27 protein-coding genes are annotated in these 25,672 nt (G+C 37.8%); 11 read left to right on the top strand and 16 right to left on the bottom strand.

Annotated elements, in window-relative coordinates:
* Positions 1-97 precede the first annotated feature (97 nt).
* A complete protein-coding gene (locus tag MHI22_RS20075) occupies positions 98-1,837 on the bottom strand; it encodes an ABC transporter ATP-binding protein (RefSeq protein WP_036126538.1) in 1,740 nt (579 codons plus the stop codon).
* Between the two features lie 121 nt (positions 1,838-1,958).
* On the opposite strand from MHI22_RS20075, the gene MHI22_RS20070 reads away from it, so the two are divergent.
* From MHI22_RS20070 to MHI22_RS20060, 3 genes are read left to right on the top strand one after another with little or no spacing between them, the layout of a single operon-like run.
* Positions 1,959-3,389 (top strand): ABC transporter permease, encoded by a 1,431-nt coding sequence (locus tag MHI22_RS20070; RefSeq protein ID WP_058843230.1) that lies wholly within the window; start codon positions 1,959-1,961, stop codon positions 3,387-3,389.
* 13 nt (positions 3,390-3,402) lie between these two features.
* Positions 3,403-4,899 carry an ABC transporter permease gene (locus tag MHI22_RS20065; protein WP_058843229.1) on the top strand — a complete coding sequence of 499 codons (1,497 nt, stop codon included), beginning with the start codon at positions 3,403-3,405 and terminating at the stop codon, positions 4,897-4,899.
* Between the two features lie 12 nt (positions 4,900-4,911).
* Positions 4,912-6,723, top strand: coding sequence for an ABC transporter substrate-binding protein (locus MHI22_RS20060; RefSeq protein ID WP_089935045.1), 1,812 nt, complete (start codon positions 4,912-4,914; stop codon positions 6,721-6,723).
* A gap of 632 nt (positions 6,724-7,355) precedes the next feature.
* Here the strand turns inward: MHI22_RS20060 and MHI22_RS20055 are convergent.
* The gene (locus tag MHI22_RS20055) at positions 7,356-7,937 is read right to left on the bottom strand and encodes a phosphatidylglycerophosphatase A family protein (RefSeq protein ID WP_036126573.1); all 582 of its coding nucleotides are present in this window, start codon (positions 7,935-7,937) and stop codon (positions 7,356-7,358) included.
* Positions 7,938-8,050: 113 nt separating this feature from the next.
* Here MHI22_RS20055 and MHI22_RS20050 point away from each other — a divergent pair, with 113 nt between their 5' ends.
* The 3 genes from MHI22_RS20050 (at position 8,051) to MHI22_RS20040 (ending at position 9,801) form a co-directional block, all read left to right on the top strand.
* Positions 8,051-8,770: an alpha/beta hydrolase gene (locus MHI22_RS20050; RefSeq protein ID WP_058844600.1), complete on the top strand. Its 720-nt coding sequence runs from the start codon at positions 8,051-8,053 to the stop codon at positions 8,768-8,770.
* A gap of 83 nt (positions 8,771-8,853) precedes the next feature.
* Complete coding sequence (locus MHI22_RS20045) at positions 8,854-9,369, top strand: YjcG family protein (RefSeq protein ID WP_036126625.1); 516 nt, start codon at positions 8,854-8,856, stop codon at positions 9,367-9,369.
* A 3-nt stretch (positions 9,370-9,372) separates the two neighbouring features.
* Positions 9,373-9,801: a GNAT family N-acetyltransferase gene (locus tag MHI22_RS20040; RefSeq protein WP_058844599.1), complete on the top strand. Its 429-nt coding sequence runs from the start codon at positions 9,373-9,375 to the stop codon at positions 9,799-9,801.
* Between the two features lie 126 nt (positions 9,802-9,927).
* On the opposite strand, the gene MHI22_RS20035 is transcribed toward MHI22_RS20040, so the two are convergent.
* From MHI22_RS20035 to MHI22_RS20010, 6 genes are all read right to left on the bottom strand, one after another.
* Positions 9,928-10,176, bottom strand: a complete 249-nt coding sequence (locus MHI22_RS20035; RefSeq protein ID WP_036126630.1) for a stage VI sporulation protein F — start codon at positions 10,174-10,176, stop codon at positions 9,928-9,930.
* Positions 10,177-10,303: 127 nt separating this feature from the next.
* Positions 10,304-10,477, bottom strand: a complete 174-nt coding sequence (locus MHI22_RS20030; protein ID WP_080717135.1) for a YjcZ family sporulation protein — start codon at positions 10,475-10,477, stop codon at positions 10,304-10,306.
* 65 nt (positions 10,478-10,542) lie between these two features.
* Entirely contained in the window at positions 10,543-10,902 is a 360-nt protein-coding gene (gene spoVAE / locus MHI22_RS20025; protein WP_170829916.1) for a stage V sporulation protein AE, read from the bottom strand.
* 16 nt (positions 10,903-10,918) lie between these two features.
* The gene (locus MHI22_RS20020) at positions 10,919-11,914 is read right to left on the bottom strand and encodes a stage V sporulation protein AD (RefSeq protein WP_036126636.1); all 996 of its coding nucleotides are present in this window, start codon (positions 11,912-11,914) and stop codon (positions 10,919-10,921) included.
* Positions 11,908-12,363 carry a stage V sporulation protein AC gene (spoVAC, locus tag MHI22_RS20015; RefSeq protein ID WP_036126638.1) on the bottom strand — a complete coding sequence of 152 codons (456 nt, stop codon included), beginning with the start codon at positions 12,361-12,363 and terminating at the stop codon, positions 11,908-11,910. Before spoVAC ends, MHI22_RS20020 begins: the two co-directional genes overlap by 7 nt.
* The gene (locus MHI22_RS20010; protein ID WP_231745077.1) at positions 12,364-12,822 is read right to left on the bottom strand and encodes a YhcN/YlaJ family sporulation lipoprotein; all 459 of its coding nucleotides are present in this window, start codon (positions 12,820-12,822) and stop codon (positions 12,364-12,366) included.
* Between the two features lie 81 nt (positions 12,823-12,903).
* Here MHI22_RS20010 and MHI22_RS20005 point away from each other — a divergent pair, with 81 nt between their 5' ends.
* Positions 12,904-13,428 (top strand): CotY/CotZ family spore coat protein, encoded by a 525-nt coding sequence (locus MHI22_RS20005; protein ID WP_008174263.1) that lies wholly within the window; start codon positions 12,904-12,906, stop codon positions 13,426-13,428.
* 65 nt (positions 13,429-13,493) lie between these two features.
* On the opposite strand, the gene MHI22_RS20000 is transcribed toward MHI22_RS20005, so the two are convergent.
* The 6 genes from MHI22_RS20000 to MHI22_RS19975 all read right to left on the bottom strand — a co-directional run bounded on the left by MHI22_RS20000 (position 13,494) and on the right by MHI22_RS19975 (position 18,423).
* Entirely contained in the window at positions 13,494-13,895 is a 402-nt protein-coding gene (locus MHI22_RS20000; protein ID WP_230593938.1) for a hypothetical protein, read from the bottom strand.
* Between the two features lie 53 nt (positions 13,896-13,948).
* Positions 13,949-15,325 carry a magnesium transporter gene (mgtE, locus tag MHI22_RS19995; protein WP_036126643.1) on the bottom strand — a complete coding sequence of 459 codons (1,377 nt, stop codon included), beginning with the start codon at positions 15,323-15,325 and terminating at the stop codon, positions 13,949-13,951.
* A 297-nt stretch (positions 15,326-15,622) separates the two neighbouring features.
* Entirely contained in the window at positions 15,623-16,519 is an 897-nt protein-coding gene (locus MHI22_RS19990; RefSeq protein WP_036126675.1) for an RluA family pseudouridine synthase, read from the bottom strand.
* A gap of 1 nt (position 16,520) precedes the next feature.
* Positions 16,521-17,315 carry an NAD kinase gene (locus tag MHI22_RS19985; RefSeq protein ID WP_036126648.1) on the bottom strand — a complete coding sequence of 265 codons (795 nt, stop codon included), beginning with the start codon at positions 17,313-17,315 and terminating at the stop codon, positions 16,521-16,523.
* Positions 17,312-17,983 carry a GTP pyrophosphokinase gene (locus tag MHI22_RS19980; RefSeq protein WP_036126650.1) on the bottom strand — a complete coding sequence of 224 codons (672 nt, stop codon included), beginning with the start codon at positions 17,981-17,983 and terminating at the stop codon, positions 17,312-17,314. Before MHI22_RS19980 ends, MHI22_RS19985 begins: the two co-directional genes overlap by 4 nt.
* A gap of 56 nt (positions 17,984-18,039) precedes the next feature.
* Positions 18,040-18,423, bottom strand: a complete 384-nt coding sequence (locus MHI22_RS19975) for a UPF0738 family protein (RefSeq protein ID WP_340812598.1) — start codon at positions 18,421-18,423, stop codon at positions 18,040-18,042.
* Positions 18,424-18,549: 126 nt separating this feature from the next.
* On the opposite strand from MHI22_RS19975, the gene MHI22_RS19970 reads away from it, so the two are divergent.
* The 4 genes from MHI22_RS19970 to MHI22_RS19955 all read left to right on the top strand — a co-directional run bounded on the left by MHI22_RS19970 (position 18,550) and on the right by MHI22_RS19955 (position 21,617).
* Entirely contained in the window at positions 18,550-19,137 is a 588-nt protein-coding gene (locus MHI22_RS19970; RefSeq protein WP_036126653.1) for a CYTH domain-containing protein, read from the top strand.
* 28 nt (positions 19,138-19,165) lie between these two features.
* A complete protein-coding gene (locus MHI22_RS19965) occupies positions 19,166-19,948 on the top strand; it encodes a lytic transglycosylase domain-containing protein (protein ID WP_036126656.1) in 783 nt (260 codons plus the stop codon).
* A gap of 456 nt (positions 19,949-20,404) precedes the next feature.
* On the top strand, positions 20,405-20,812 hold the full coding sequence (locus MHI22_RS19960; protein ID WP_004227447.1) for a globin domain-containing protein: 408 nt from the start codon (positions 20,405-20,407) through the stop codon (positions 20,810-20,812).
* The gene (locus MHI22_RS19955; protein ID WP_036126658.1) at positions 20,805-21,617 is read left to right on the top strand and encodes a DsbA family protein; all 813 of its coding nucleotides are present in this window, start codon (positions 20,805-20,807) and stop codon (positions 21,615-21,617) included. The genes MHI22_RS19960 and MHI22_RS19955 overlap by 8 nt, the downstream gene beginning before the upstream one ends.
* 859 nt (positions 21,618-22,476) lie before the next feature.
* On the opposite strand, the gene pepF is transcribed toward MHI22_RS19955, so the two are convergent.
* Together pepF and MHI22_RS19945 are read right to left on the bottom strand one after the other, a co-directional pair.
* Positions 22,477-24,294 (bottom strand): oligoendopeptidase F, encoded by a 1,818-nt coding sequence (gene pepF / locus MHI22_RS19950; RefSeq protein WP_058844598.1) that lies wholly within the window; start codon positions 24,292-24,294, stop codon positions 22,477-22,479.
* Positions 24,295-24,345: 51 nt separating this feature from the next.
* On the bottom strand, positions 24,346-25,467 hold the full coding sequence (locus MHI22_RS19945) for a competence protein CoiA (protein ID WP_089934869.1): 1,122 nt from the start codon (positions 25,465-25,467) through the stop codon (positions 24,346-24,348).
* Positions 25,468-25,672 lie beyond the last annotated feature (205 nt).

Raw genomic sequence — 25,672 nt, 5'->3', positions numbered from 1 at the left:
ACCTACGCTTGGTATAAGTTGTGCAACTCATCATTAGGAAAACAAAAAGTTGCACGATGTTTCTATTGTAAAATATCAAGCTACTACATTCAAGCTATCACATTGTCACAGCTACCCAATGGTTAGGAGAAACCTCTACTAGCTGACTATTTTCTACTTCATAGCGTACTTTTTTATCTTCGATATATTCGGCATCATTATATTTCTTCTTCTCTATTGCAGGATCTGGAATAGGTATTGAGCGTAATAATGCACGGGTATAAGGATGCTGTGGATTAGTATATAGTTCTTCACTTTCTGCCAATTCAACAATTTTCCCACCATACATGACCGCAACACGATCACTAATATGTTTCACCATTGACAGATCATGGGCAATAAATAAATATGTTAAACCAAGTTTTTGCTGTAATTCCTTTAATAAATCTACAATCTGCTTTTGAATAGAAACATCCAGTGCTGATAAAGGTTCATCACAAACAATAAAGTTTGGCTCGACTGCTAATGCTCTAGCAATCCCAATTCGCTGACGTTGCCCCCCTGAAAATTCATGAGGATAACGCATAGCATGTTCTTTCCTTAAACCAACAAGCTCAAGCAATTCCTCTACTCGTAGTCGTCTTTCTTCATGTGTCTTCACTAGACCATGAATATCCAGAGCTTCCCCGATAATATCTAAGATTTTTTTTCGAGGATTTAACGATGAATAAGGATCTTGGAAAATAATTTGCATATGACGACGCATTGCCTTTAACTGCTTTTTCGTTAGTCTTGTTACGGGTATGCCTTGATATAAAACCTCTCCATTTGTAGGCTGATGAAGCTGAAGAATCGTTCGACCTGTAGTAGATTTTCCTGAGCCTGATTCACCAACCAAGCCCAATGTTTCACCAGGATATATATGGAAGGATAAATCATTGACTGCTTTTAGCGTTTGACCACGACCTAGTGAAAATTCCTTCGACAGATGTGTCACCTCAATCAATGGCTTATGACGATTGATACCTGACTGAATATTGGCTATCTCTTTTGGCTGCTTTTTTTCATGCAGCTTTGGTAGCGCATTCAATAATTTTTGGGTATATGGATGCTGAGCATTCGCAAAAATCTCTTCCGTTGTGCCCTGTTCAACAATTTCTCCTTCTTTCATGACGATGATACGATCACACATACCTGCAACCACGCCTAAGTCATGTGTAATTAAAACAATAGACGTCCCCATTTTTTTCTGCATATCACGCATCAATTTTAGTATTTGCGCTTGAATCGTTACATCAAGTGCTGTTGTTGGCTCATCCGCAATAAGCAGGGACGGGTTACAAGCAAGTGCCATGGCAATCATCACACGTTGGCGCATACCACCTGAGAATTCGTGAGGGTATTGTCGATATCTTTCTTCAGCATCCTGAATACCAACCAGTTTTAATAATTCAATTGTTTGTTGGTAGGCCTCTGTTTTTGACATGGCCTGATGCTTGATTAAACTTTCAGCCACTTGATCTCCTATTCGAATGGTAGGGTTTGTTGATGTCATCGGATCCTGAAAGATCATACTAATATCTTGTCCACGAATCCCTTCCATTTGTTTTTCACTTAATTCCGTGAGTTCTTGGCCTTTAAACACAATAGTGCCAGATTTCAGAAATGAAGGCGGCGATGGTAATAAACGCATAATGGAACGAGCCGTTACACTTTTTCCACTTCCAGACTCTCCTACAATTCCGAGTGTTTCACCTTTATTTAGATGGAAGCTAACGTCCTTAACAGCTTCGAATTCTGTCTCCCCTGTGATAAAGGACACGCGAAGATTATTGATTTCTAAAAGCTTTTCATTCATTCGACCCATCCTTTTTAAAATTTGTGATTGACTTACTTACAAGTATAATCCATACTTTACAATACTGATAGGAATTATACAATATGATGCTGAATATTTTATTTACGTTTGGAGGAAATGCATGGTTACTTCAAAAAATCATTTAAAACCTAAGGAATTTATTTTCTTTTCTACGGTTTATCAAAAACTAATGCATCAAAAGCCTTACCATTTGATTCTTTTTTTCTTAAGTATTTTAGTTCATCCCTTTACATACTTTATCTATCGGAAAAGAAATCATTCAAACAATTATGATCAGGCTTTTGCATTACGTAGTCAGTACTACCTAGAGAAGGCTTTGGTTGCTCACTGGCAAAAGGACTTTGAACAACAAGAAATAGCAAAAGCTACCTTTTTTAAAGAGACTGTATTACAGTCACAAATTCAAACAACAGCCAAGCAATTAGCTCAAAATAAACTACAACAGCAAGTGGATCAAGATTTACAAAAAGAGGGCATACAACAACTAACGTATAACCAATTTTTTAATCAGCTACTAACAAACAAACGCTTTATCGCTCTTACCTTTCTACCAGCTTTTTTATTTTATGTAGTACTTATCTTATTTGCGAATCCGTTCCTACAATTTATTATTGAACGTCTTTTACAAAGCTTCATTGTCATTGTTGGTGTAGCTACATTGGTGTTTACTATTTTGTATTTATCACCATTTGACCCAGCAAGAAACCTACTCGGAGTTGAAGCAACACCCGAGCAGATTGCGAATTTTAATCGTATTCACGGTTTAGATCAGCCTTATTTATCGCAGCTTTGGAACGCACTATCTGGCCTATTTACATTTGATTTAGGAACATCCTTTGCAGGTAAAGAAGATATTACCCACAGCATTGCGACAAAATTTCCTGTCACACTTGAAATAGCCGTATTGTCATTGTTAATGGCTATCGCCATTGCTATTCCAGTCGGTATTATTTCAGCTGTTCGTCCAAATTCATATTTGGATTATACATTTATGTTCATTGCTTTAATCGGTTTATCCATCCCAAGCTTTTGGCAAGGTTTAATTTTTATTTTAACGTTTGCTTTAAAGCTTCAATGGTTTCCAGCGACCTATAATCCTCACAATTGGTTATCGCTCATCATGCCCATTATCGTCTTGGGAACATCCATTACAGCATCCATCGCTAGGATGACAAGGTCGAGTATGCTTGAGGTGATTCATGAGGATTACATTATTACAGCAAAAGCAAAAGGCTTAAATGAATTTAAAGTCATTTCAAAACATGCCATTCGTAATGCCATGATTCCAATTATTACGGTGATTGGACTTCTTTTTGGGGGTATGTTGGGAGGCGCATCTGTAACAGAAAAGGTATTCAACATTAGTGGGATTGGTAGCTATATCGTCGATAAACAATTTATCCCTGATATTCCGGCCATTCTTGGAGGCGTTGTTTATATTGCCATTACTATTTCAATTGTCAATTTATTGATTGATATCATGTATGCCTTTTTTGATCCACGCATTCGCTCGAAAATGAAGAAGTCTTAAAGGAGGATCACCTGTGAAAAACATCTTACATGTCAAACTACTCTTGAAGATTACACAGGAATATGTCAATTCTCATTTCACTTTTGTCTTTTCCTTATTGTTTTCTTTCTTGTTTCTAGCCTATAGCTATAATTTTTCTACCAATAGCTGGCGACCAGTTATTATACTCTTTTTTGTTATTTATGCTATTACCACGGCATATGTTGCTTTCATCAATTTACGAATTAAAAAGGACTTAGCAAAGCACGGTGACATTCAAAAAAACACTCGAGTGCTGGGCTATCCATTGTTAATCACTATATTGTCAGGCAATATTTTTTCAACATCCTTTGCATTTATGCTTGTGTCGAAAAGAAAATCTGCAGAATATACTTTTGCAGCCTATGCCTTTATTACACAATTATTCATCATTGGTATTGCAGCATTGAATATATTTAAACCATATGTAACGGATACCTTTTTACTGGCGATGGGTGTTTTCTTAGTACTAGCGCTATTTTATATCGTGATGGCCATTTTATGTACGAAATATGTGACAGCTACTGAGGCACCTAAATGGATGATTATTCCCGGCGTTTTATTACTATTTGCAACTTTCACTGGTAATCTATTTGCGACATTACTAGGCTATAGCCTGATTCAAAAGGCTCGAAAGGCAAATCCGTCTTCTATAGAAAAGTGGCAAAAAATATGGGAAAAGATTTTACGTAATACGATGGCTGTATTCGGCTTATTCTTCATTATTTTCATGTTCTCATTGTCCGTCACAAGCTCTTGGACTTTTGACTATGATTTTGCTACAGAAAATAACTATGGTGCGTTACTGCAAACACCATCATTGGACTATCCGCTAGGCACAGATAATTACGGACGAGATTTATTTTCTCGCATTGTATTTGGTGCACAAATATCGTTAATCGTCGGATTTTTCTCAACGATTATTCCAGCAGTTGTGGGAGGGACATTAGGCGCTTTGTCAGGCTATTATGGAAAATCCACTGATAATATCATCATGCGAAGCCTTGATGTTTTATATGCTATCCCTGGCATTTTGTTAGCTATTGCTATTATCGCTGCCTTTGGTGCTAATACAGTGAACCTCATTATTGCGCTGAGTGTTGGGGCAATTCCAACCTATGCTCGTACAATGCGGGCTAATGTTATGCAGCTTGCTAATTTTGAATTTGTGGAATCAGCTAGAGCTTTAGGTGCATCTGATGCTGCTATTATTTTCAAGCATATTGTTCCCAATTCATTAGCACCAATGATTGTGAAAGCAACCTTAACGATTGGGGGAGCTGTTATTTCAACAAGTAGTTTAAGTTTTTTAGGGCTTGGTATTGAGCCACATATTCCCGAATGGGGCAATATTTTAAAAGTTGGTAGTACGTACCTGGAGACACATTCATATGTCGCGATTTTCCCAGGTCTTTGTATTATGCTTCTTGTCCTCTCCTTTAACTTCTTAGGAGATGGTTTACGAGATGCTTTAGATCCAAAAACAAATTAATTGGAGGTAACTATGAAGAAATTACTTGTATTTTTATTCGTTGCAGTACTAGCTTTAGCTGGCTGTGTACAAACAAAAACTGACGTAGAAGGCAGTAAAGATTCAAAAGATAATAACAAGAGCAATGGCAAAGTGGCCATTGAAGTATTAGGAATGGCGTCTGCTGAAGAAGATATGAATATTGTACGCGACCAATTGGTGAAAAATGGTTTTGATGTAAAACTAAATATTCAACCAGATTACGGTTCATTCTCTGCTCAAAAAGAAGCGGGTAACTATGATCTTGCTCTTTCAAGCTGGACGACAGTAACTGGGAACCCTGACTATGCTGTACGTGGTCTATTTAAAACAGGCGGTGACTACAGTGTTGTTGCAGATTCAAAATTAGATGCACTAATCGATGAAGCAAGCACATTGACTGGTGAAGAAGCAGCAGCTAAATACAAAGATTTAGAGCAATTACTAGTATTCGATCAAGCTTATATTGCGCCTTTATATATTTCCAATAAATATCAAGGGATCTACTCTGAATTAGTAAATCCTAAAACGGTCCTTTTACCAAAATCTCGTGCACAGGTTTGGGAAAAAATTGAATTTAATGATGCGGCTAAGAATGCAACAGAACCTTTAATCTTACACCAAACAATCAACTCCCTTACTTCACTTGACCCAATCAAAGGGAATGATGGTTCCATCAATACATTAAACACGAATATGTACGTTCGTCTTGTTAACTTAACAGATACAGATGAAGTTGTTTCAGATGGTTCATTATCTTATAACCATGTAATGGCTGAAGGTAATCAAGAATATTACTTCATTTTACGTGATGATATCCACTTTGCAGCTGTGAAAGATGGTGCAGCAATTGATACAGGTGAATTAGTGTCAGCTGAAGATGTTGTCTTCTCATTAAATCGTGCAAAAGATGCTAATTCAGTACCAGATCATCGTACTTATAGCATTCATGAAAATATAGAAACAGTGGAAATCGTTTCTGATTTAGCTGAATTACAAAGCAAAAAAGTAGCAGGCTCTGAGCAATCAGTGTTAGATGCCTTATCACAAAACCTACCTGCTTCAATAGCACAATTAACAAAGGAAAAAGGTGCTGTTCATAATGCAGCAGGTGCATACCAAGTTGTTAAAATTACAACGCCAACTCCATTCCCACAAGTATTAAATTATTTAGCACACCAATCTGGTGGTATCGTATCTGAAAAACAAGTAACAAGCATTAATACGTATGACGTGGCTAGCTATGATCCTGATAAAGACATTGCCTATGGTGATCAAGCTACTATAACGGAAGGTTCAGCAACATTTAACAATCAGCTATATGCAAGTGGTCCTTACATTTTAGTGAAGAAAAATGATTATGAAGCACAATTCGTGAAAAACCCTGCTTACCGTGCAGGTAGCGAATATGAACCAAAAATCGCCAAAATTAATGTTCGATTTATCTCTGATGTTGATAGTGCACTATCTGCATTACGTAATGGTGAAATACATGTTCTTCAAACAGTTCCAGAAACGAAGTTGGATATTGTGAAATCAGACGCTAAATTAACATTAAATACGGCAGATAGTAATGCTGTGTCTTACTTACAAATGAATACGTCTGGACGTGCAGTTTCTGATTCAGCAGATTTACGTAAAGCAATCCTATACTCCATTAACCAAGACGAATTCATTAGCTATTACCAAGGCAATAAAAAACCAGCTGTATCCACAGTATCTCCATTAATCGATACTGGTTTAAAACTGGAGGCAGATAGCGAGAAAGTAAAAGAATTTGTAAAAGCATATAACGATAATAAGTAATACTAATTTGAGCCTTCTCAAAATTTGAGAAGGCTCACTTAGTGTTGAAAAACAAAACAGTCAATTGGAAGGTAGAAATGGATTTCCGTTGCAGGCTACTTGCTTTCCTGTGGGCGAGCGCCCCGAGCCGCTTCCTCCGCTATCGCTCCGTTTAGAGGCTCGCCTGTCTCGTTATCACACGGGAGTCAAGTAGCCTCCACTCCAACCTACAAAAGTATTACCTTTTTAGCAAAGGTTTTCAAATAAGGCGAAGGTCTTCACTACTCTTTATGGAGAGGTGTTGTCACACATCACTTCCCCACATTGAAAATAAGAGCTTATTCCCTCTAAAAATAATGGGCTATTTAATCGCTATATTACTATGAAAAAAAGTAAAGACACTTTGCAGAATGGTTGATTGGAGTGGAGCCAGCGTCACTCCTAGGGGATTTAGCGTCACAGATGAGACCCTGGAGCGAGCGTAAGTGAGTGAAGCGGCTCATCGGACGCCCCCTGGAAAGGGCGCTGGCGGAACGGAAATCAACCTCTTACCTTGCAAATTTGCTTTTTCTGCCTTTGACATGATCTTTTTTCAACAACATGAAAGCCTTCTCAAAATTGAGAAGGCTCATTTTTAATAGTAGAAACTCATTTTATATTTCATTATGTGATTTTGGTTTTGGTCCTAGCTCTTCAGGCTCGATATCAGCAAATGTTTCGCCTTCCTCTTCTAGGTCACGCATGCGGTGTGCAATACGTGAAGCAGCTGAAGCTGCTATACTGCCAACTAAATCATCTAAGAATGTGTTGACATGATGTCCAGGTTCTGTATCGAGTTTTTTAATAATCCCTATTTTTTGCTTGTCTAAATGACCAAAAGTGGTAACGGCGATACTGCCATATGTAAAAACAGATCCTAGTGCGATTGTTTCGTCTACACCAAATAACCCCTCATCCGATTCGATAATTTGTTGCAGTGGTGAAGATAATAATTTTTTCTCTGCTAGTTCATCTAATTCAATTCCTACTAATAAAGCATGCTGTACTTCTCGCTTACGTAAAACACGTTCAACAGAATGAACACAATGCTCCAGTGTTAAACCTTCATTATAGGTTTTTTGCATTTCGTAAACAATTTTTGCGATATCCTCTATCGCTACACCTCTACGAATTAACGCGGCTTGAGCTGCCTTTGCTACTTCGTCAGAGTGCACACGAATACTTTTATTATGCATAATTAACCCTCATTTCGATTTTTATTGCTAGTATAAAGCTAGCCCAACCTATTATACCTTTACTTTCGTAATATGGTACAATTTTGTTACAAACACAAGAAGGAGTGTCATCATTGGATAAGGGAACAGTACAGGATTTAACATTTTATAGTGAAGCATTACAGGAAGAATTACAGCTCTATATTTATGTTCCTGCAAATTATTCTCCACTTTATAAATACAATATTTTAATCGCATCAGACGGTAAAGATTATTTCCAACTCGGCGGCATTACAAAGCTAGCTGATGAACTGATTGATGACTATGAAATCGAAAATTTAATTATAGCATTTGTTCCTTACAAAGATATTAAAGATCGACGTCATAAATATATTCCAAGCGGTGAGCAACACGAAGCCTATCTACGCTTTTTAGCTCATGAGCTAGTACCCTATTTAGACAATGAATATGCCACTTACCAAATGGGTATGAGTCGTGGCGTCATTGGAGACTCTATGGCTGCCACTGCTTCCTTAATGGCTGCCCTAAAGTACCCAAGCATCTTTGGCAAAGTCATTTTACAATCACCATATGTTGATGAGGATGTCTTACAGGCTGTTGAAAAATTTAAAGATCCTGGCGCGATTTCTATCTACCATATAGTAGGTAAGGGCGAAGATCAGGTAGTGACAATGGATAAAACCATCAAAGACTTTTTAACACCTAACCGTCAATTACATGAGCTCATGATTAGTAAAGGGTTCACTACATTTTATGACGAGTTCGAAGGCAATCATACATGGAAATATTGGAAACCAGACCTTCGACGTGCTTTAATTGAAAATTTCAATTAATATTGGGTGATTCAAATTACGAAAATTGAAATTTCTGTTATACTTAAATAGAAAAATTGTTTATTTTCGGGAGGTAATGGACTATGAAGTACGGTATTGTGGCATTTCCATCAAAAAAATTGCAAGATTTAGCAAACACTTATCGCAAACGTTATGATCCTCATTATGCAAAGATTACACCGCATATGACGTTAAAGGACAGCTTCGATGCATCTGAAGAAGAAATTCAAACCATCGTCAAGCAATTGGATGAACTTGCTGCTAAATATGCACCTTTAAACATTCATGCATCTCGCATAAGTTCGTTTTTCCCTACAACAAATGCGATTTACTTCCGCATTGAACCAACTGAACAATTAGTAGCATTCCAACATGAACTTCAAGACAACATCCCTCATGGGGAAATGAAACATGTATTTGTTCCTCATATTACAATCGCTCAAAAAATGTCAGCTTCTGAGCATGACGATATCTTTGGACAATTACGCATGACTGGCGTTGATGAAAAGGATACAATTGATCGCATCCATCTTTTATATCAATTAGAAGATGGCTCATGGACAACATATGAAACATTCCGTTTGTCTGGAGCTGAGTGATTCTTGTATCAGGTGAAAATTGTTGAAACAAAGCAAGAACACGATGATGCCTTTGCTATTCGGCAAAAGGTATTTGTTGAAGAGCAGGGTGTTCCGCTTCATCTAGAATGTGATGCTGAGGATGCCACTGCAACACATTTCATTATGTATGATAACGTTGAACCAGTAGGAGCAGCACGTTTACGTAGTATTGACGGCACAACAGCTAAAATTGAACGTGTTTGTATTTTACAATCTCAGCGTGGCAAAAAATTAGGAGCTTTAATGATGAAGGAAATGGAGAAGCATGCCATTTCTATCAACAAGGAAATATTAAAATTGCATGCACAAAGCTATGCCATTCCCTTCTACGAAAAGCTTGGATTTACAGTTACCTCTCCTGAGTTTATGGATGCAGGTATTCCACATCGTGCTATGAAGAAAAAAATGTAATCAAAGGGTGTTACGATATGCATTGCGCATTGTCGTAACACCCTTTTTAAATAGACACGAATTCGCTTGCCACCATTTATCTACTCCATCGTAACAAGCTACATTGCCAAGTAGATATGCCATACGCTACTTCATCATTCTAGTGATTTTATCTAAATCTAGTGATGCGCCATCTTGAATAATAGATTGTACAAGTTTATCTTCCAACTCTTGCGTAATCGATCTGTTAGAAATTTTAGCTACACGTCTTACAATTTTTCTTACTTGTTTTTCACTGGTAAAATCCGCATGTTGAATGGCATTGGCTAATGCGAAGATTTCATCCATCGATACACCTGTTTTTTGCTCAATCGAATTAAAAAACGAGCGATGCATGTTTTCCCTCCTATCATTAAAACTCAAATTGACCTTGCGTCTTGCACGAAACATTTCGCAAATGGTGGAGGCCTTAACCTTATTTAGATAGTCCTAAATAGAAGCTAAAGCCTTTATGTTCATCAAATTAGATGTAAGTAGCGCCAACAATAATTAATAGAATGAATAGGACAACAATTAGAACAAACGTAGAACCATAGCCATAGTTGTTGCCGCCTCCAGAGTAACCTCCGCAATAGCTATTGTTCCACCCACCAACATTATTTCCATAAGGTTGTGAGGACCAGCCTTGATATCCCATAAAAGCACCCCTCCCTTCTACAACCTATAATATGTTTCGGTTGTAAAAATGGGAGGGGTATTCGTCTAGTCAATATTTCCTTTTGGTTTAAAAATTAATGCACCGATAAAGCCAAATACGATAGCAGCACTGATCCCTGAGCTTGTTACTTCGAACATGCCTGTTAATACGCCAACAAGTCCATGCTTTTCTGCTTCCGCCAATGCCCCATGAGTTAATGAATTCCCGAAGGATGTAATGGGTACTGTAGCTCCTGCTCCAGCAAAATTGATTAGTGGCTCATATAAACCCATACCATCCAATACGGCACCGAGGACAACCAACGTACTTAGTGTGTGTCCCGGTGTTAAATTGCCAACATCCATTAATAATTGGCCTATGACGCAAATAATGCCTCCAATAATAAATGCAAATACAAATGTCATAACCATGGTTTTTGCCTCATTTCATTGTAATTTCTATCGCATGTGCCGTACATGGAATCGTCTCGCCTTGTTGATAGGATAGCGGCGATAATAATGCCCCTGTTGCCACAAGTAATACTCGTTTATAACTCCCTGCGCGCATTTGTTGAATAACATAACTAAAAAAAACAGCCGCCGAACAGCCTGCTCCACTTGCACCAGATTGGAATGCTTCATCCTGTCCATAAAATTCGGCACCTGCATCACGTAATAACGTTAGCTCTTCATTCTTCACACCATTTTCCACAAGCATTCCTTTCAACAGCTTTAATCCAAGCTGACCTAAATCACCCGTTAAAATTAAATCATAATGATAAATTTTTTGGTTTCTTTGCTGTAGGTGAGATTGAATCGTTTGAAAGGCGGCTGGTGCCATCGCTGCACCCATATGGAAAGGATCATCCATGCCATAGTCAACTGACTTGCCTATCGTTGCTGCTTCTATAGAAGGATACTCCTCACGATGCTTTCCAATAAGGGCATAGCCTGCAGCTGTCACAGTCCATTGTGCAGTTTGAGGTTTTTGAGCACCATAATTGATGGGATAACGAAATTGACGTTCAATGGAATTATGCTGACTTGAGGCACCAGCTAATGAAAAATTAGCCACACCTAACTCTGTTAATAGGCATGCAATAATGGCAGAGGATACAGATGTTGCACAAGCCGAAAATAATCCAATAAAGGGGATTTCTAAATCTCTAGCTGCAAAATTGGTCGGTGTCATTTGATTAACCAAATCCCCACCCATTAAATAATCAATATCTCCGTTTTGTATGCCCAATTTTTTCATAGCAAATTCACAGGCCTCTTCGATCATTTTGCGATGCCCCTGTTCATTTGTTTTCATCTGCCATCGTTCATCATCATAGACCGAGTCAAAATACTGACTAAAAATACTGCGATTCTCCAATGGGCCAGCTACTACTCCACCAGCTAAAAGAGATGGTTTCGATTGAAAAACGATTACCATGAAACCACTCCTATCGTCACAAGGATATATTTAATGAGAGCAACGAAAAATGCAGATACTACTCCAAATAATACAACTGACCCTGCCAATTTAAATAAATTGCCACCGACGCCCAGTACCAACCCTTCTGACCGATGTTCGATAGCCGCAGAAATAACGGCATTACCAAAGCCTGTTACTGGAACTGCTGAGCCTGCTCCAGCAAATTGACCAATTTTTTTATAAAGGCCCAAGCCTGTTAAAATCATGGCAAAGAATACCATTGTGGCAACAGTTGGATTTCCTGCTGTTGCTTCCGTAAAATTGAAAAAAATAATATAAAAAAGGGACACAGCTTGACCAATTGCACAAATCAGTCCACCAACAAAGAATGCCTTAGCTATATTCTTTAAATAAGGGGGCTTTGGTGTAACATATTGCTCTAACTGTTGGTATTGTTCTTTTTCCATTTATGTCTGCTCCTTTGCAAGCTCTTTTAGTTTTGTAATTTTATCGCTCAATTTATTATCTTCAATCTGATCCTTTTTTATTTTATTGGCTTCATAAAAAATTTTATAATCAGCTGAGACAAATACATCTTTGTTTGGATATTTCTCATCAAATTTCTTTTGCAATTTTTTCTCTAGCTTAGTCTTTTTCCACTTTTCCCATGGTTTGATTTGCACTGCAACAAGCATACTATCGTCATATTGGATAACCGTTGATCGTTCAACATAGTCTTCTTCTTTTATAAGGGCTTCGACTTCACTTTCATTTTGTGGCGACCCATAGACAATAAATTTTTCTTTTTCAGCACAACCATTTAACAGCGATAAAACGACTAAGAGAGGTAATGTCATTCCTAGTAGCCTCAAATGTTTTCCCCTCCTTTTCTTTACAGTTTCTCCACACATAAAAAAACTATTCATTCGAAGATATATACGAAAGCCCGAGTCCATTTTTCAAAAGTACATATTGTAGAAGTAGTAACAAGGAAAGGAGGTGACAATATGGGTTGTGGTAAGCCAACAAATCCTATTGGACCAATCCATTCAGCAGGCTGCGTTTGTGACGTAGTTCGCGCTATTTTAGATATTCAAAATCAAGCGGTGCGAGATGAGTGTTCTCCATGTACAGCGAACTGTTTCTTAGAACCACTAGGCGGAATTGTTAGTCCTGCACGCTCTCAAGCAGATACACGTGTATTCATGTTAATTACAAAAGATGGTACTCCTTTCAAAGCATTCTTTAACTCTCCAACAGCAGATCCTTGTATTTGTACATCCGTATTCTTCCGTGTAGAAGATATGTTTGATGAGTGCTGTGCAACTTTACGTGTTTTAGAGCCATTATGTACATTTGACTCTAGTGAAAGTACAGTAGACTTATTAAGTCGTGACGGCTGTTGCGTAAACATGAAGAAAATCTGTAAAGTAGATGACTGGAACTCAACAGATAGCTGTATTACTGTAGATTTATCTTGTTTCTGCGCTGTACAATGTATCGCTGATGTTGACTTAGGGATTTGTGATTAATTTCTTTCACCTTTGACACACACACATAAAAAAAAGTGTACAGCATCCTCTGCTGTACACTTTTTTTATAATGTTGGCAATTTTCTTCCACGCCACAGTATTTGTTGTATCTCTTCAAAATGAATGATTTCCTGTGTTTTTAATTCTAATGACGTTAGCATTAAAGAATCACTCTGTACTTCTGAGGCAGTTCCAGTTAATTTTCTACCATCTTTTAAGCAAACTAATAATGGCTGATAGGCCCTCTGACGAAATGGCTTTTCTAAAAATTGAAGTTGTTTTAGTAAGTACGGATCTATTTGTACATCTTCTACGATATCTTCTTTCCCATCAACTGTTTGCTCATCGAAAATGTTGTCCCTTACATATACGGATGTACTTTCATCCAAATCAAGTTCATGTAACGCCTTAGAAATATTTAAAAAATATGATGGTGATTTTATAAACAAGCGTGGCTCTCGATCCACTTTACTCACTTCCCTTTTTTCCATACAATATGCGAAAGTAAGTAAATTGGTTCTTAGCCTATTTGACTTAAAAAAACTGTCGCTAATCCTAAGTAAATTAAAATACTTGTTATATCATTTAAAGTTGTAATAAAAGGTCCTGATGCCACAGCAGGGTCTATTTTTAGTCGATGCATTAACAACGGAATAAAGGAACCCGCTAATGTCGCGACTAAAATAGAACCACAAAGTGCTGCTCCTACTAACATTCCTAAAACAAGTTCATGTTTCCAGAAATAAACAATGCCAATAACGATTAATCCACAAACAACGCCTGACATTAAGCCTGTACCTGCTTCACGTAGTAGTAACTTGAATTTACTATGTTCTTCCACGTCTCCTGTTGCAATACCTCTGATCGCCACGGCTAATGCTTGTGTTCCACTATTCCCTGATGTTCCTGAAATAAGTGGAATAAAGACAGCTAGTAAGGCTACCTTATCTAAAGTATCTTCAAATTGCCCCATTAAATTGGCTGTCAGCATACCTAAAAACAGTAGTACCACTAACCAAGGTAAACGTTTTTTAGCTGCTTGGAAAGGTGTTACATCAAACTTATCCATATCCGAAATACCGGCTAATTTTGAGTAATCCTCAGAAGCCTCTTCATCAATAACATCAATAATATCATCGACCGTGATAATACCGAGCAGTTCCCCTTTATCATCAATAACAGGTGTCGCTAAAAAATTATAGTCCTTCATAATTTGTGCGACTTCCTCTTGGTCATCATTTGCATGTACCATCACAACACGTTCATTCATAATGGATCGAATACGTGTATCCTCGTCAGCAATGATTAAATCTCGTAGTGATATAACACCTGTCAAACGGTGTTCTTCATCCACCACGAAAATATAATAAACAGTCTCTGCATCTGGTGCTTCTTTACGCAAAATGGCCATTGCTGAACGCACTGTTGAATTTTCTGGTATAGCAACGTATTCAGTTGTCATAATAGAACCGGCTGTATATTCATCGTAGCTTAATAGCTCATTAATTTCTTCAGCCGTTTCCTCATCCATCATTTCCAAATAGCTTTCACGCTGTGCCAAATCCAGCTCATTTAAGACATCTGCCGCATCATCAGCATACATATGCGAAAGCATTTCTGCCCCATATGAAGGATCCATTTCAGCTAGGTACGCTTTATATTCATCATCTTCGATATCGATTGCCTGAAAAATATCAGCCATTTCTGTCGGAGACAAGAACGAATAGATGATCTTCCTTATATCAGGTTCCACCTTTTCGTAAAACGTTGCCTGATCATATGGATGAAGTTCTAAAAACTCATCACGGAATGCATCAATATTATGTGCTTCGAGCATTCCTCGTAGATGTGCCTCATCAAATTGCACATCATCCTTTTCATTTCTTTCCTCTATCATGCTTGTCCCCTCCTTCCGAGCTTTCAATCATCTTTACGGGCAATGCCGTAAATCTACCTTCTATATAATAGAGTGTATTATACCTTTTCTGCAAACCCTTTTTTAAGTTATCCATCAGAGTCGGTGTACAGATTTTTATAAAATTTGATTTTAAGCGTAAAATCATGACGATTTCTATTTTACTATACATTAATTTTATGAAGTCGGTGTACAGATACTTCCTATACACTGTTATTACATCAAAAATGATAAGGAGATGCCCGTTTGTGCGAACATCTCCTTTCTATCAGTCAAAGACTACTTCAATAATCTCTGCATGTCTTCATTTAACATACTTGTAAAGTGTAATGGCCTACCGGTCAATGGATGCTCCATACTTAAGGAGACACAATGTAGTGCTTGTCGATCAATCAAATGACGGCTTCCACCATAAAGGTCATCACCAACAAGTGGATGCCCAAGGTACGCCATGTGTACGCGAATTTGATGTGTACGTCCTGTATGCAATTGCAATCGTACATATGTCACTGGTTCAGCATCAAGTAAAAACCGCTTTAGCACGGTTACATCTGTATGTGCATATTGCCCATCTTCTCGTACTTCTCTTTCAATAATACTCGTCACTTTACGCCCTATAGGAGCCACAATGGATTGAAAATTTTGTTCGACATGGCCATGCACAATCGCCTCATATTGCCTTGAAATGTTTCTACTACGCTGAGCAAGCCCTGTTAAATGATGAATGTGCGCATGCTTGGCAATACAGAGTAAGCCTGATGTATCTCGATCTAACCTTGTAACTATGTGGGCTGTGGAAGCTAATCCTTGTTGCTCAAAATAGCCACAAACTAAATTTGCAATGCTTTTGGTTGGATGCTCTCTTGAGGGAATTGTACTCTGGTGAGCTGGTTTATCAAGCACTAAAATTGCATCATCCTCAAATACGATGGTTAAATCACCATGCTCAATAGCAAGACCGTCACTTCTTTCCTCAGGAGGAAATGTCACTCCCACATAGTCACCCTCTTGAAGGACATGTCTCACATTACGTTCGACACCATTGACTGTTAATAAGCCACCATCAAACTTAATGGCGGTTAAGGCTTTCTTGGATATACGCCATTCCTGAAGGGCTTCTCGTAATAATTGCCCCTCTTTATCAGCCACAAAGTGCAATGTAAACCTTGTATCCATATTATTCATTAGCGACGAAAGATTCATGCACGCGCTCCCAAAATGGGAATGGTCGGAAACGGGCAAAACGTACTTTTTCATTTGCTACATTAAATGCAATAGCCTTGACATCACCTTGTGTAATTTGCAAGTGATCGACGGTCATATTAAAGTTCTGTTCATTTACCGGACGTAACACACAATGATGGTGTGCTGGTAATATTAATGGTGATCCTACTGTTCTGAAAACACGATTATTAATGGATGCAATTTCAGTGACTTGTAGTGCCGCTAATGTAGGATGGATAATTGCCCCACCAAGTGCTTTATTATAAGCCGTACTACCAGAAGGCGTTGATACACATAGACCATCTCCACGGAAACGCTCAAATTGATTGCCGTTCAGCTCGACATCCATAACAAGTGTTACATCTGGCGATTTGATTGTTGCTTCATTTAACGCTAGGTACGTATTCGAATCGGCATTGTGATGCTCTACTTTTACTTCTAAAAGTGGATACTCCACAACATTAAAGTCTTTTTTAGCAATGGATAAAACTAATTTTTCTAATTCAGATGGCTTCCAATCCGCATAAAACCCTAAATGCCCCGTATGAATACCAACGAATGCTACTTGGTCTAACAAATGAGAATATCGATGAAAGGCATGCAAAAGCGTGCCGTCTCCTCCAATAGAAACAACGATTTCTGGTGTTTCCTCATCATAAGTTAAGCCAAAATCCTGTAAATAAGTTTTAGCTAGCTCCATTAGCTCGTTAGATTGTGCATCTCTACGTGATTGAATCGAAAATTTCATTGGGCGTCACGCTCCTTCTCTGTTAGTAAATTAGGATTCGATGCTTCTTTGTATTCGCTAAAGTAGGCCTGTGCCTCTTGAATTTCACTACGAATCAATGACATTTCCTCATCCAATCGAAATGCTGCCTCTGCTGCACTTTGTAAACGATTTTTAATTTCCTCTGGGAACATGCCCTTATATTTATAATTTAAAGAGTGCTCAATAGATGCCCAGAAATTCATGGCTAGTGTTCGAATTTGGATTTCGGCTAACACTACTTTTTTTCCTTGAATCGTTTCAACAGGATATTCCACGATCATATGGTAGGAGCGGTAACCACTTGGCTTATTATGTGTAATATAATCGCGTTCTTCCACTACACGCATATCTTTACGCTGACGAATAAGCTCTGTTACCGTTGCGATATCATCAACAAATTGACACATAATCCGAAGGCCGGCAATATCACCAAGTTCATCACCAAGTTGTTTAGAGGGCTCAAAAGCTAATCCTTTTTCTAATGTTTTATCATATATACTTGCTAAAGGCTTAACACGTCCTGTTACAAATTCAATTGGTGAATTGGCATTAACAATACCAAATTGAGAACGCATGCCTTTTAATTTTACTTTTAACTCGTCTACTGCTTGTTTATAAGGACTTAAAAATATTTCCCATTGTCCCATTGTAAAAACCTCCCGACATTCGGTATCGAACACCACCGTCTGTTCGTTTTGTCTTTCTATTCAGCAAGAATTGCCTGAAATTGTTGTTCCACGGTTTGGACAAATTCTGCCCCGTAATTGTAATTTCCTTCAATATTATACACGAGCATTTCCAATTCATCGTAGAAATTTGTCAGCTCAATCTCTTCTTCACCTATTCGTAGTATTGGATCTTTCTTTTTTTGTAAAATATGTACAAGATTCTCCCAACTACTCGGTGGAAAACGCAAGTAATGATAGTCTTCGCCTGCATCAAGTAAATAAATAAATGCAAACTCATCTGAATCTGCAATGAGTTGTCCAGCAGGTTTTAACTGTAAATTTACTTCATTGTCGTTTAAACTAAAATGAAGTTGATCTTGTTCAAAATTCGATGTTTCTATTGTATAAATTTTACGCACTGCGGTTCCCCTTTTCGTTGTACTCTTCCTCTTATTTTATCACACAGGGTAAATAGTTGCAGTGTGTAAATACTAAATCAAGCGAAACAACGAATGAAAAATAAAAAATTAAATAGGTGAATATAAATGACACAAGAAATTGAAATTGAGTTTAAAAATCTATTAACAAAACAACAATACGAGCAATTGTTACAAGACTTCCACATTAGCCAAAATGCTATTCATCGACAAGTAAATCATTATTTTGACACGCCTACACAGGCCATTCGTCAACTGCAAAGCGGGCTGCGAATTAGACAAATTGGTGATTATTACGAATGTACACTCAAAGAGAAAAATACCGAGCATGCTCATCTTGAAACAACAGATGAATTAACTGCAGTACAGGCACAGCAAATGCTTGATGGTAAAGGCTTTTTTGCTCAAGAAGTAGCAAAAAAATTAGCCAGCCACAGTATTCCTTTAGAACAATTACAAGTATTTGGCTCACTCACTACAGATCGTGTCGAAATTCCTTATAAAGAGGGGCTTCTTGTTTTTGACCATTCTTACTATTTGCAGTGCGACGATTATGAGGTAGAATATGAAGCAAAAGATGCAATAAAAGGAAATACAATTTTCGACGAATTTTTACAGCAATACGGAATTAAAAAACAGGCTACAGATAAAAAAATAGCCCGCTTTATGAAAGCTCTACAAGCACAAAATTCATAATAGTATAAAAAGGAAGGTGACTGACTCCTTGGATATTCAATCACTAAAATCTTTACTAGAAATTCAAGCATTGCAAACACTTGGAGCTACCGAAAATGCATCAACAAACAATCTGACAGACAATAATTCTATTTTTTCTGACATGATTAATGAATTATTAGGAGAAGCATCGACAGCAAGCAATGCCAAATTGTCTAGCTTGTTTGCTTCTGGAACAGCAAATCATTCAGATTTCGTCAATCAGCTGACAATGTTAGCCAATAATTCAGAAGGTAGCTCACTCGAATCATTGCTTTATCAAGGCTCTAATGCTGTGTTTATCCCTGAATCTGTCAAACAAGCTTTAGCAAACAACTATACTGGCACAAAGCTTGATTCTTATGTTTCAGATGATGTTATAGGCTCTACAGCGTACGCCAATTCACTAACAGGAGCCAATCAATATGCCGCTATTATCGAAAAAGCTGCCGCTACTTATCAGGTACCCGAAAAGCTTATTGCGGCTGTCATCAAGCAAGAATCTAATTTTAATCCAACTGTAGTGAGTCATGCAGGAGCGCAGGGCTTAATGCAATTAATGCCCACAACAGCACAATATTTAGGCGTGACAAACGCTTTTGACCCAGAGCAAAACATTATGGCTGGGGCAAAATATTTGCGTCAAATGCTAGATAAATTTAATAATGACCCTACACTAGCTTTAGCAGCCTACAATGCTGGCGCGTCTCGCGTTACGAAATATGGAGGGATTCCTCCTTTCAAAGAAACACAGAATTATGTCAAAAAAGTGATGAATTACTACACAGTGTAATCGCATCTTTCCTTTTATCCATGCTTTTTCCAACAAATTTCACCCATTGTGGTGAAATTTGTGCTATTTTAGCGAACAACAATTCGAAAGAGCTCTTTGTTTGTGTTAACGAAAAGACGTTGATAGAATGAAGGTAGTCACAAGAAATTCACATTTTGAGGATGACAAGTATATCAATAACGCTTCGGCTTAATTGCCGCTAACGATGTGTCTAGATTTTTCCGAGCAGAAAAGTAGAAGTTAGCCTAAGAAAGTCACGTCCTGTGACAACGGTTAATGTACAGGTCTCTTTATAAACCTGTGACATCTGCCGGAGGGCTTTGTGGCAACACTTTCATTGCCACAGGCGTAGCGCTTTTTGACGGTGTTCTAGATTCAGCAGTCGTTTGAACACTTGCTGAATGCGATAAAATGATACTTTAAGATATAAAGAAGAATTAAAGGAGCATATAACCTATGAGTCGAAAATACACTGTTCCTTATGAGGAGCTGGGAGCTGAAAAACTGTCAGAACTCATTCACGCGTTCTATAAAAGAGTGGCTCAGCATCCTGATCTTATTCCAATCTTTCCAAAGGATTTAACAGAGACAGCCCGTAAGCAAATTCAATTTCAAACACAGTATTTAGGTGGACCAAATCTCTTTACTGAGGAACATGGACATCCAATGATGCGTGCACGTCACATGAATTTTCCGATTACACCTGACCGTGCTCAAGCTTGGCTAGAGTGTATGTCAGAAGCAATGGATGAGGTAGGTTTGGAAGGGAAGTTCCGTGAAACTTATTATCAACGTTTAGTATTAACAGCTCATCACATGGTTAATACGCCAAATGACGATGAGGGGGAATTGTTACGTGAATAATATTCAAATGTTGCTGCAAGAGCCAACGCCGACGATTTCTACTGCCAACAAGCCTATTGAATTGTATATTTTCGTAGATCCACTTTGCCCTGAAGCTTTCAGTATGCAAGCAACTCTTCGTAAATTACAGCTTGAATACAACCACTATTTCACGTGGCGCTTTGTTTTAAGCACAGAGCTTACTTCTTTAAATTGCTTAAGTAAACGTGTCAAAGGTTGTATCTCGGGAGTCGAACTTGATATTAATCACCCTGTCTTACCTTCAATTGCTATTAAAGCAGCCGAACTACAGGGAAAACGTGCAGGTGCACGCTATTTGTCGAAACTACAAGAATATGTATTACTAAACCACCAAGATGTAAACTCCTATGCAACGCTTTTAAAAATTGCAGAGGATGTTCAACTAGACATGAATGAATTCACTGTCGACTTTGGCTCAAAGGAAGCAGCACGAGCTTTCCAATGCGATTTATATATTAAACGTGAAATGGAAGTTGACGAAGTCCCTAGTATCGTGTTTTTCAATGAATGTATTGAAGATGAAGGACTAAAAGTCAGCGGTAGCTATTCCTATGAAGTTTATGAACATATTTTACAAGAAATGCTGAACGAACAGCTTGTCCGTCAGCCATTACCATCAATAGAGGACTTATTTTCTAAATTCCATACACTTTCTACAAATGAAATAGCTTTTATCTATTCATTTACAGAGCAAGCAGCAGAGCGTGAATTAAAGAAACGCATGCTACAACAAAAAATCGAACGAATCCAGACAACTCACGCTACGTTATGGCGTCTTAAATAATACAAGAAACGACAGGGACTCCAATCTTTCATGATGGAGTCCTTTTCATGTTGTTGAAAAAAGATCATGTCAATAGCAATAATAGACCTTTTCACAAAGTGTGGGGTAGATTTCCGTACCACCAGCGTCCATTCCAGGGGGCGTCCGAGCCGTTCGCTCCAAGGCCTCAGTTATGACGCTAATCCCCCTAGGAGTGACGCTGGCTCCACTCCAAACAACCATGTGCAAAAGTGTCTTTTCCTTACCTTTCATACGAGCATAATTAGAGGAAGGATAGGCTCTTATTTTCAATATGGAGAAATGATGCGTACCGCTCCTCCATAAAATGAGTAGTGAACACCTTCCCTTTATTTAAAAACCATTGCTAAAGAGAAATATTTTTATCGGTTGAAGTGGAAGGCTTGACTACCTTAGGATAGCGAAGCGGAAGCGGCTTTGCGCTCGCCCACAGAAAAGCAAGTAGCCTGCAACGGTAATCCATTTTCACCTTTCACATAAATTCTATGGATATTTTGTTAGATAAAGCAAAATACAAAGAAGCGCCTCTATCCTCGACCGATAGAGACGCTTCTTTTTCACAAAGGGGATGGGAGAAATGTTCACGTTCAAACAAAGGGGTGTATGTTTGTTTTGTGATTTATTTCACAAGAATTACTCTATCATGGAATAATATATTTAGCAATGCAACCAATACTAGATTCACAAATTTGTCAAATAGAAAGCGATTACAAACAGTATTTTTCCAAGATGCACACTTTTAAACTATTTAGAAATCAAAAAAAATCATTATTCTTTCATTTGAAATAACATGGACAATACATAAAAAAGAGCAGTAGGAATATTCCCACCGCCCTTTTAATTAGTTATTCAACAATAATTTTTCTAATTCATTTAAACGCTCTTCAAATACTTTACATGCATCTTCAATCGGCTTAGCAACGTTCATATCAACACCTGCTGCCTTTAATACTTCTATTGGGAAATCAGAGCATCCAGCTTTTAAGAAGTTATTAATATAACGTTCTACAGCTGGTGCCCCCTCCTCTAAAATTTGTTTACTCAATGCTGTAGCGGCTGATTTACCAGTCGCATATTGATAAACATAGTAATTATAGTAGAAGTGTGGAATACGAGCCCATTCTAAGCCAATTTCCTCATCTACAATCATATCATCGCCGAAGTATTTTTTGTTTAGTTCATAATAAACCTCAGTTAAACGATCAGCTGTTAATGACTCACCGTTCTTATCCATTTGATGAATAAGATGTTCAAACTCTGCAAACATTGTTTGTCTGAATACCGTACTTCTGAAACCATCTAACCAATGATTTAATAAGTAAATTTTTTGTTGAGGGTCATCAATTGTTTTTAGTAAATAGTCATTTAATAACTCTTCATTACATGTTGAAGCAACCTCTGCGACAAAAATAGAATAATCTCCATAAACGAATGGCTGATTGTTACGTGAATAATAGCTGTGAACACTATGGCCAAATTCATGCGCTAATGTAAATAGATTATTCACATTGTCTTGCCAATTCATTAAAATATACGGATTCGTACCATACGCGCCTGATGAGTAGGCTCCACTACGTTTCCCTTTATTCTCTAATACATCAACCCAACGGTTATCCAATCCACTTTGGACGATGCTTTGATATTCTTCGCCTAATGGAGCTAGTGCTTTCACTAAAATATCTTTCGCTTCATCATAAGTGACTTTCATTTCCACTTCTTTAACAAGTGGTGCAAATAAATCCCACATATGCAATTCGTCTACACCTAATAATTGCTTACGTAACGAAATATAACGCTGCATAGCTGGTAAATACTTATGAATTGTTTCAACTAATTGATCATACACATTTTCCGGAATGAAATTATTAGACATGGCTGCATGGCGTGCAGAATCATAATGACGAATACGAGCACTCACATTATGCTTCTTCACATTACCCGTTAGCGTTGCCGAGAACGTATTTTTAAACTTGCCATATGCTTCGTACATAGCTTTAAATGCACCTTCACGCACTGAGCGATCTTTGCTCTCTAAAAACTTAATATAGTTACCATGTGTAAGTTGTACTTCCTCTCCCTCTTCATTTTTCACATAAGGGAAAACCATGTCCGCATTGTTTAACATACTGAATGTATTAGAAGCTGTACCCGTTACCTCAGACATTTGCGCTAGCAATGCCTCCTGCTCAGCTGGTAATACATGTGGACGTGCCATTGTAATTTCTTTTAAAGATTGCTTATATAATTGTAGGTCTTGATTTTCTGCTAAGTAGCCTTCAATTGTTTCTTCACTTAATGCTAAAATCTCTGGTGTTAAATATGAAAGACCAGCTGAGATACTAGTTGCCAATGTTTGAATGCGACTGTTCATATCTTGATAAAAGCTATTTGTTGTATCTTGATCATAGCGCATATGGGCATATGTGTAGAGCTTCATCGCACGCTCATATAGATGATCATGATATTGTAAAGCTGTTAATAATGCCTCTGCCCCATTATTTAAAGTACCTGCATAGCTCGGTGCTTGTTTAGCAAGCTCTGCAACTTCCTTCAATTCCTCTTCCCAAGCTTTATCTGTTGCAAAGATATCCTCTAAGCGCCATGTTAATTCTGCGGGTACTTCATTTCTAACCAAAATCTGATTACTGTTACTAGCCATGTATGCCAGCCCCCTTTATATGTGCTTTTTTCCTTTTACTCTCATATTTTCTCAATATATTGTGGCAATTGCAAATAAATGTACATATACATGCTCACAAATATCTAGCAACTGCTCTTCTTGAGTCATATGCTTCAAGAGCTGTCCATAATACAGGACAGCACTTACCGACTGTGTTGTCACTTCTAGTTGATGCTTACTTAAAAAATGGTGAATCTCCTGCTTCGTTAACATAAAGGGCTGTCGACCTAATTGTTTACTAAAATGCAACAGCATCGTTTGCCATTCACTAGTAAACAAGGAGATAGCTTCTCCACCCTTCACTGGAATTCCAATGTAGGAAGGCATAGCAGTTAACGCAAAGTTTAATTCATAGCAATTTCGTAAAAATAAATCTTGCGCCCCCTTTTTACTATATAAAAGACGCGCAGATACAAATTGCCTACATGCTTGTTTATAAAGTTGCCAATACTGTTGAAATTCTTCTTGAGTAATTTGCTTCGGTATATAAAAAGGAAAGTGTTGTTGATTGACTGGTATTGTCTGAACTTTACCTATGAAAGTATGCCCATGTACATGAAGAAGATTCGTCCAATAAGTAAAATGGGCCGTCCTAGCGTTATACGTCATTAAATAAGGTACACCTGATGTAGTTGTCATAAACGATTTTTGCAGCAATGGGGAAATGGTAATTTTGCTGATGCCGTTGATTGCATCTTTACTTTGAGGCGTTTGAAAAAGCCAAATTACTTGTATATCGTTTTTTTCGTAGCCAGCTGTACGTTGTTGCCATTTTTCATGGGAGATTGTGCTACATTGAAATTCAATTGCATAGTGACGATCATTTATTGTAATGAGCAAATCCGGGCGTTGAGCAAGCTGCTTTAAAAATGGCTCTAGCTCCACTTGATATCCATGCTTTGTGAGCCATTCAAATAATTGCATTTTACCTTGGAGATGAAGTTTAGATTCACCTTCAGCGAACAATTGTGGACAATGCTTTTTGGCGAAGTGTGAAAAATGGGGAATATTATGTTGACCTACTTTCAATTGAACTGGTTCTAGACATTGAGGACAAAAAAATTTCATTTGTCGCCTATATCGTTGTAAAGCTTTCCTCGTATATTGATATGGGAGAAATAGCTGCTGTTTGTTGTTATAAGCTACCAGCATTTAATCAACTCCTTTTTAGTCAACTATAATGGAGTTGGTTTGCCCTCACAAAAATTAAGCAATTATTTCTTGAAATTTAAAAAATGCCGTCTCATATATCTTCATTCAGCAGATTTCACAGCATGAGCAGAGAGGCCTGTACAACGCTGGTCAATTACCCGATGATAGCTTAAATAGGAATGCAAAAAAAGGACTGTAGCAAAAC

The organism is Lysinibacillus sp. FSL L8-0312, assembly GCF_038003285.1.
GTDB classification, from domain to species: domain Bacteria; phylum Bacillota; class Bacilli; order Bacillales_A; family Planococcaceae; genus Lysinibacillus; species Lysinibacillus fusiformis_D.
Note: the sequence above shows the minus strand (reverse complement) of the source record. Positions and strands in the feature narration are given on the sequence as shown.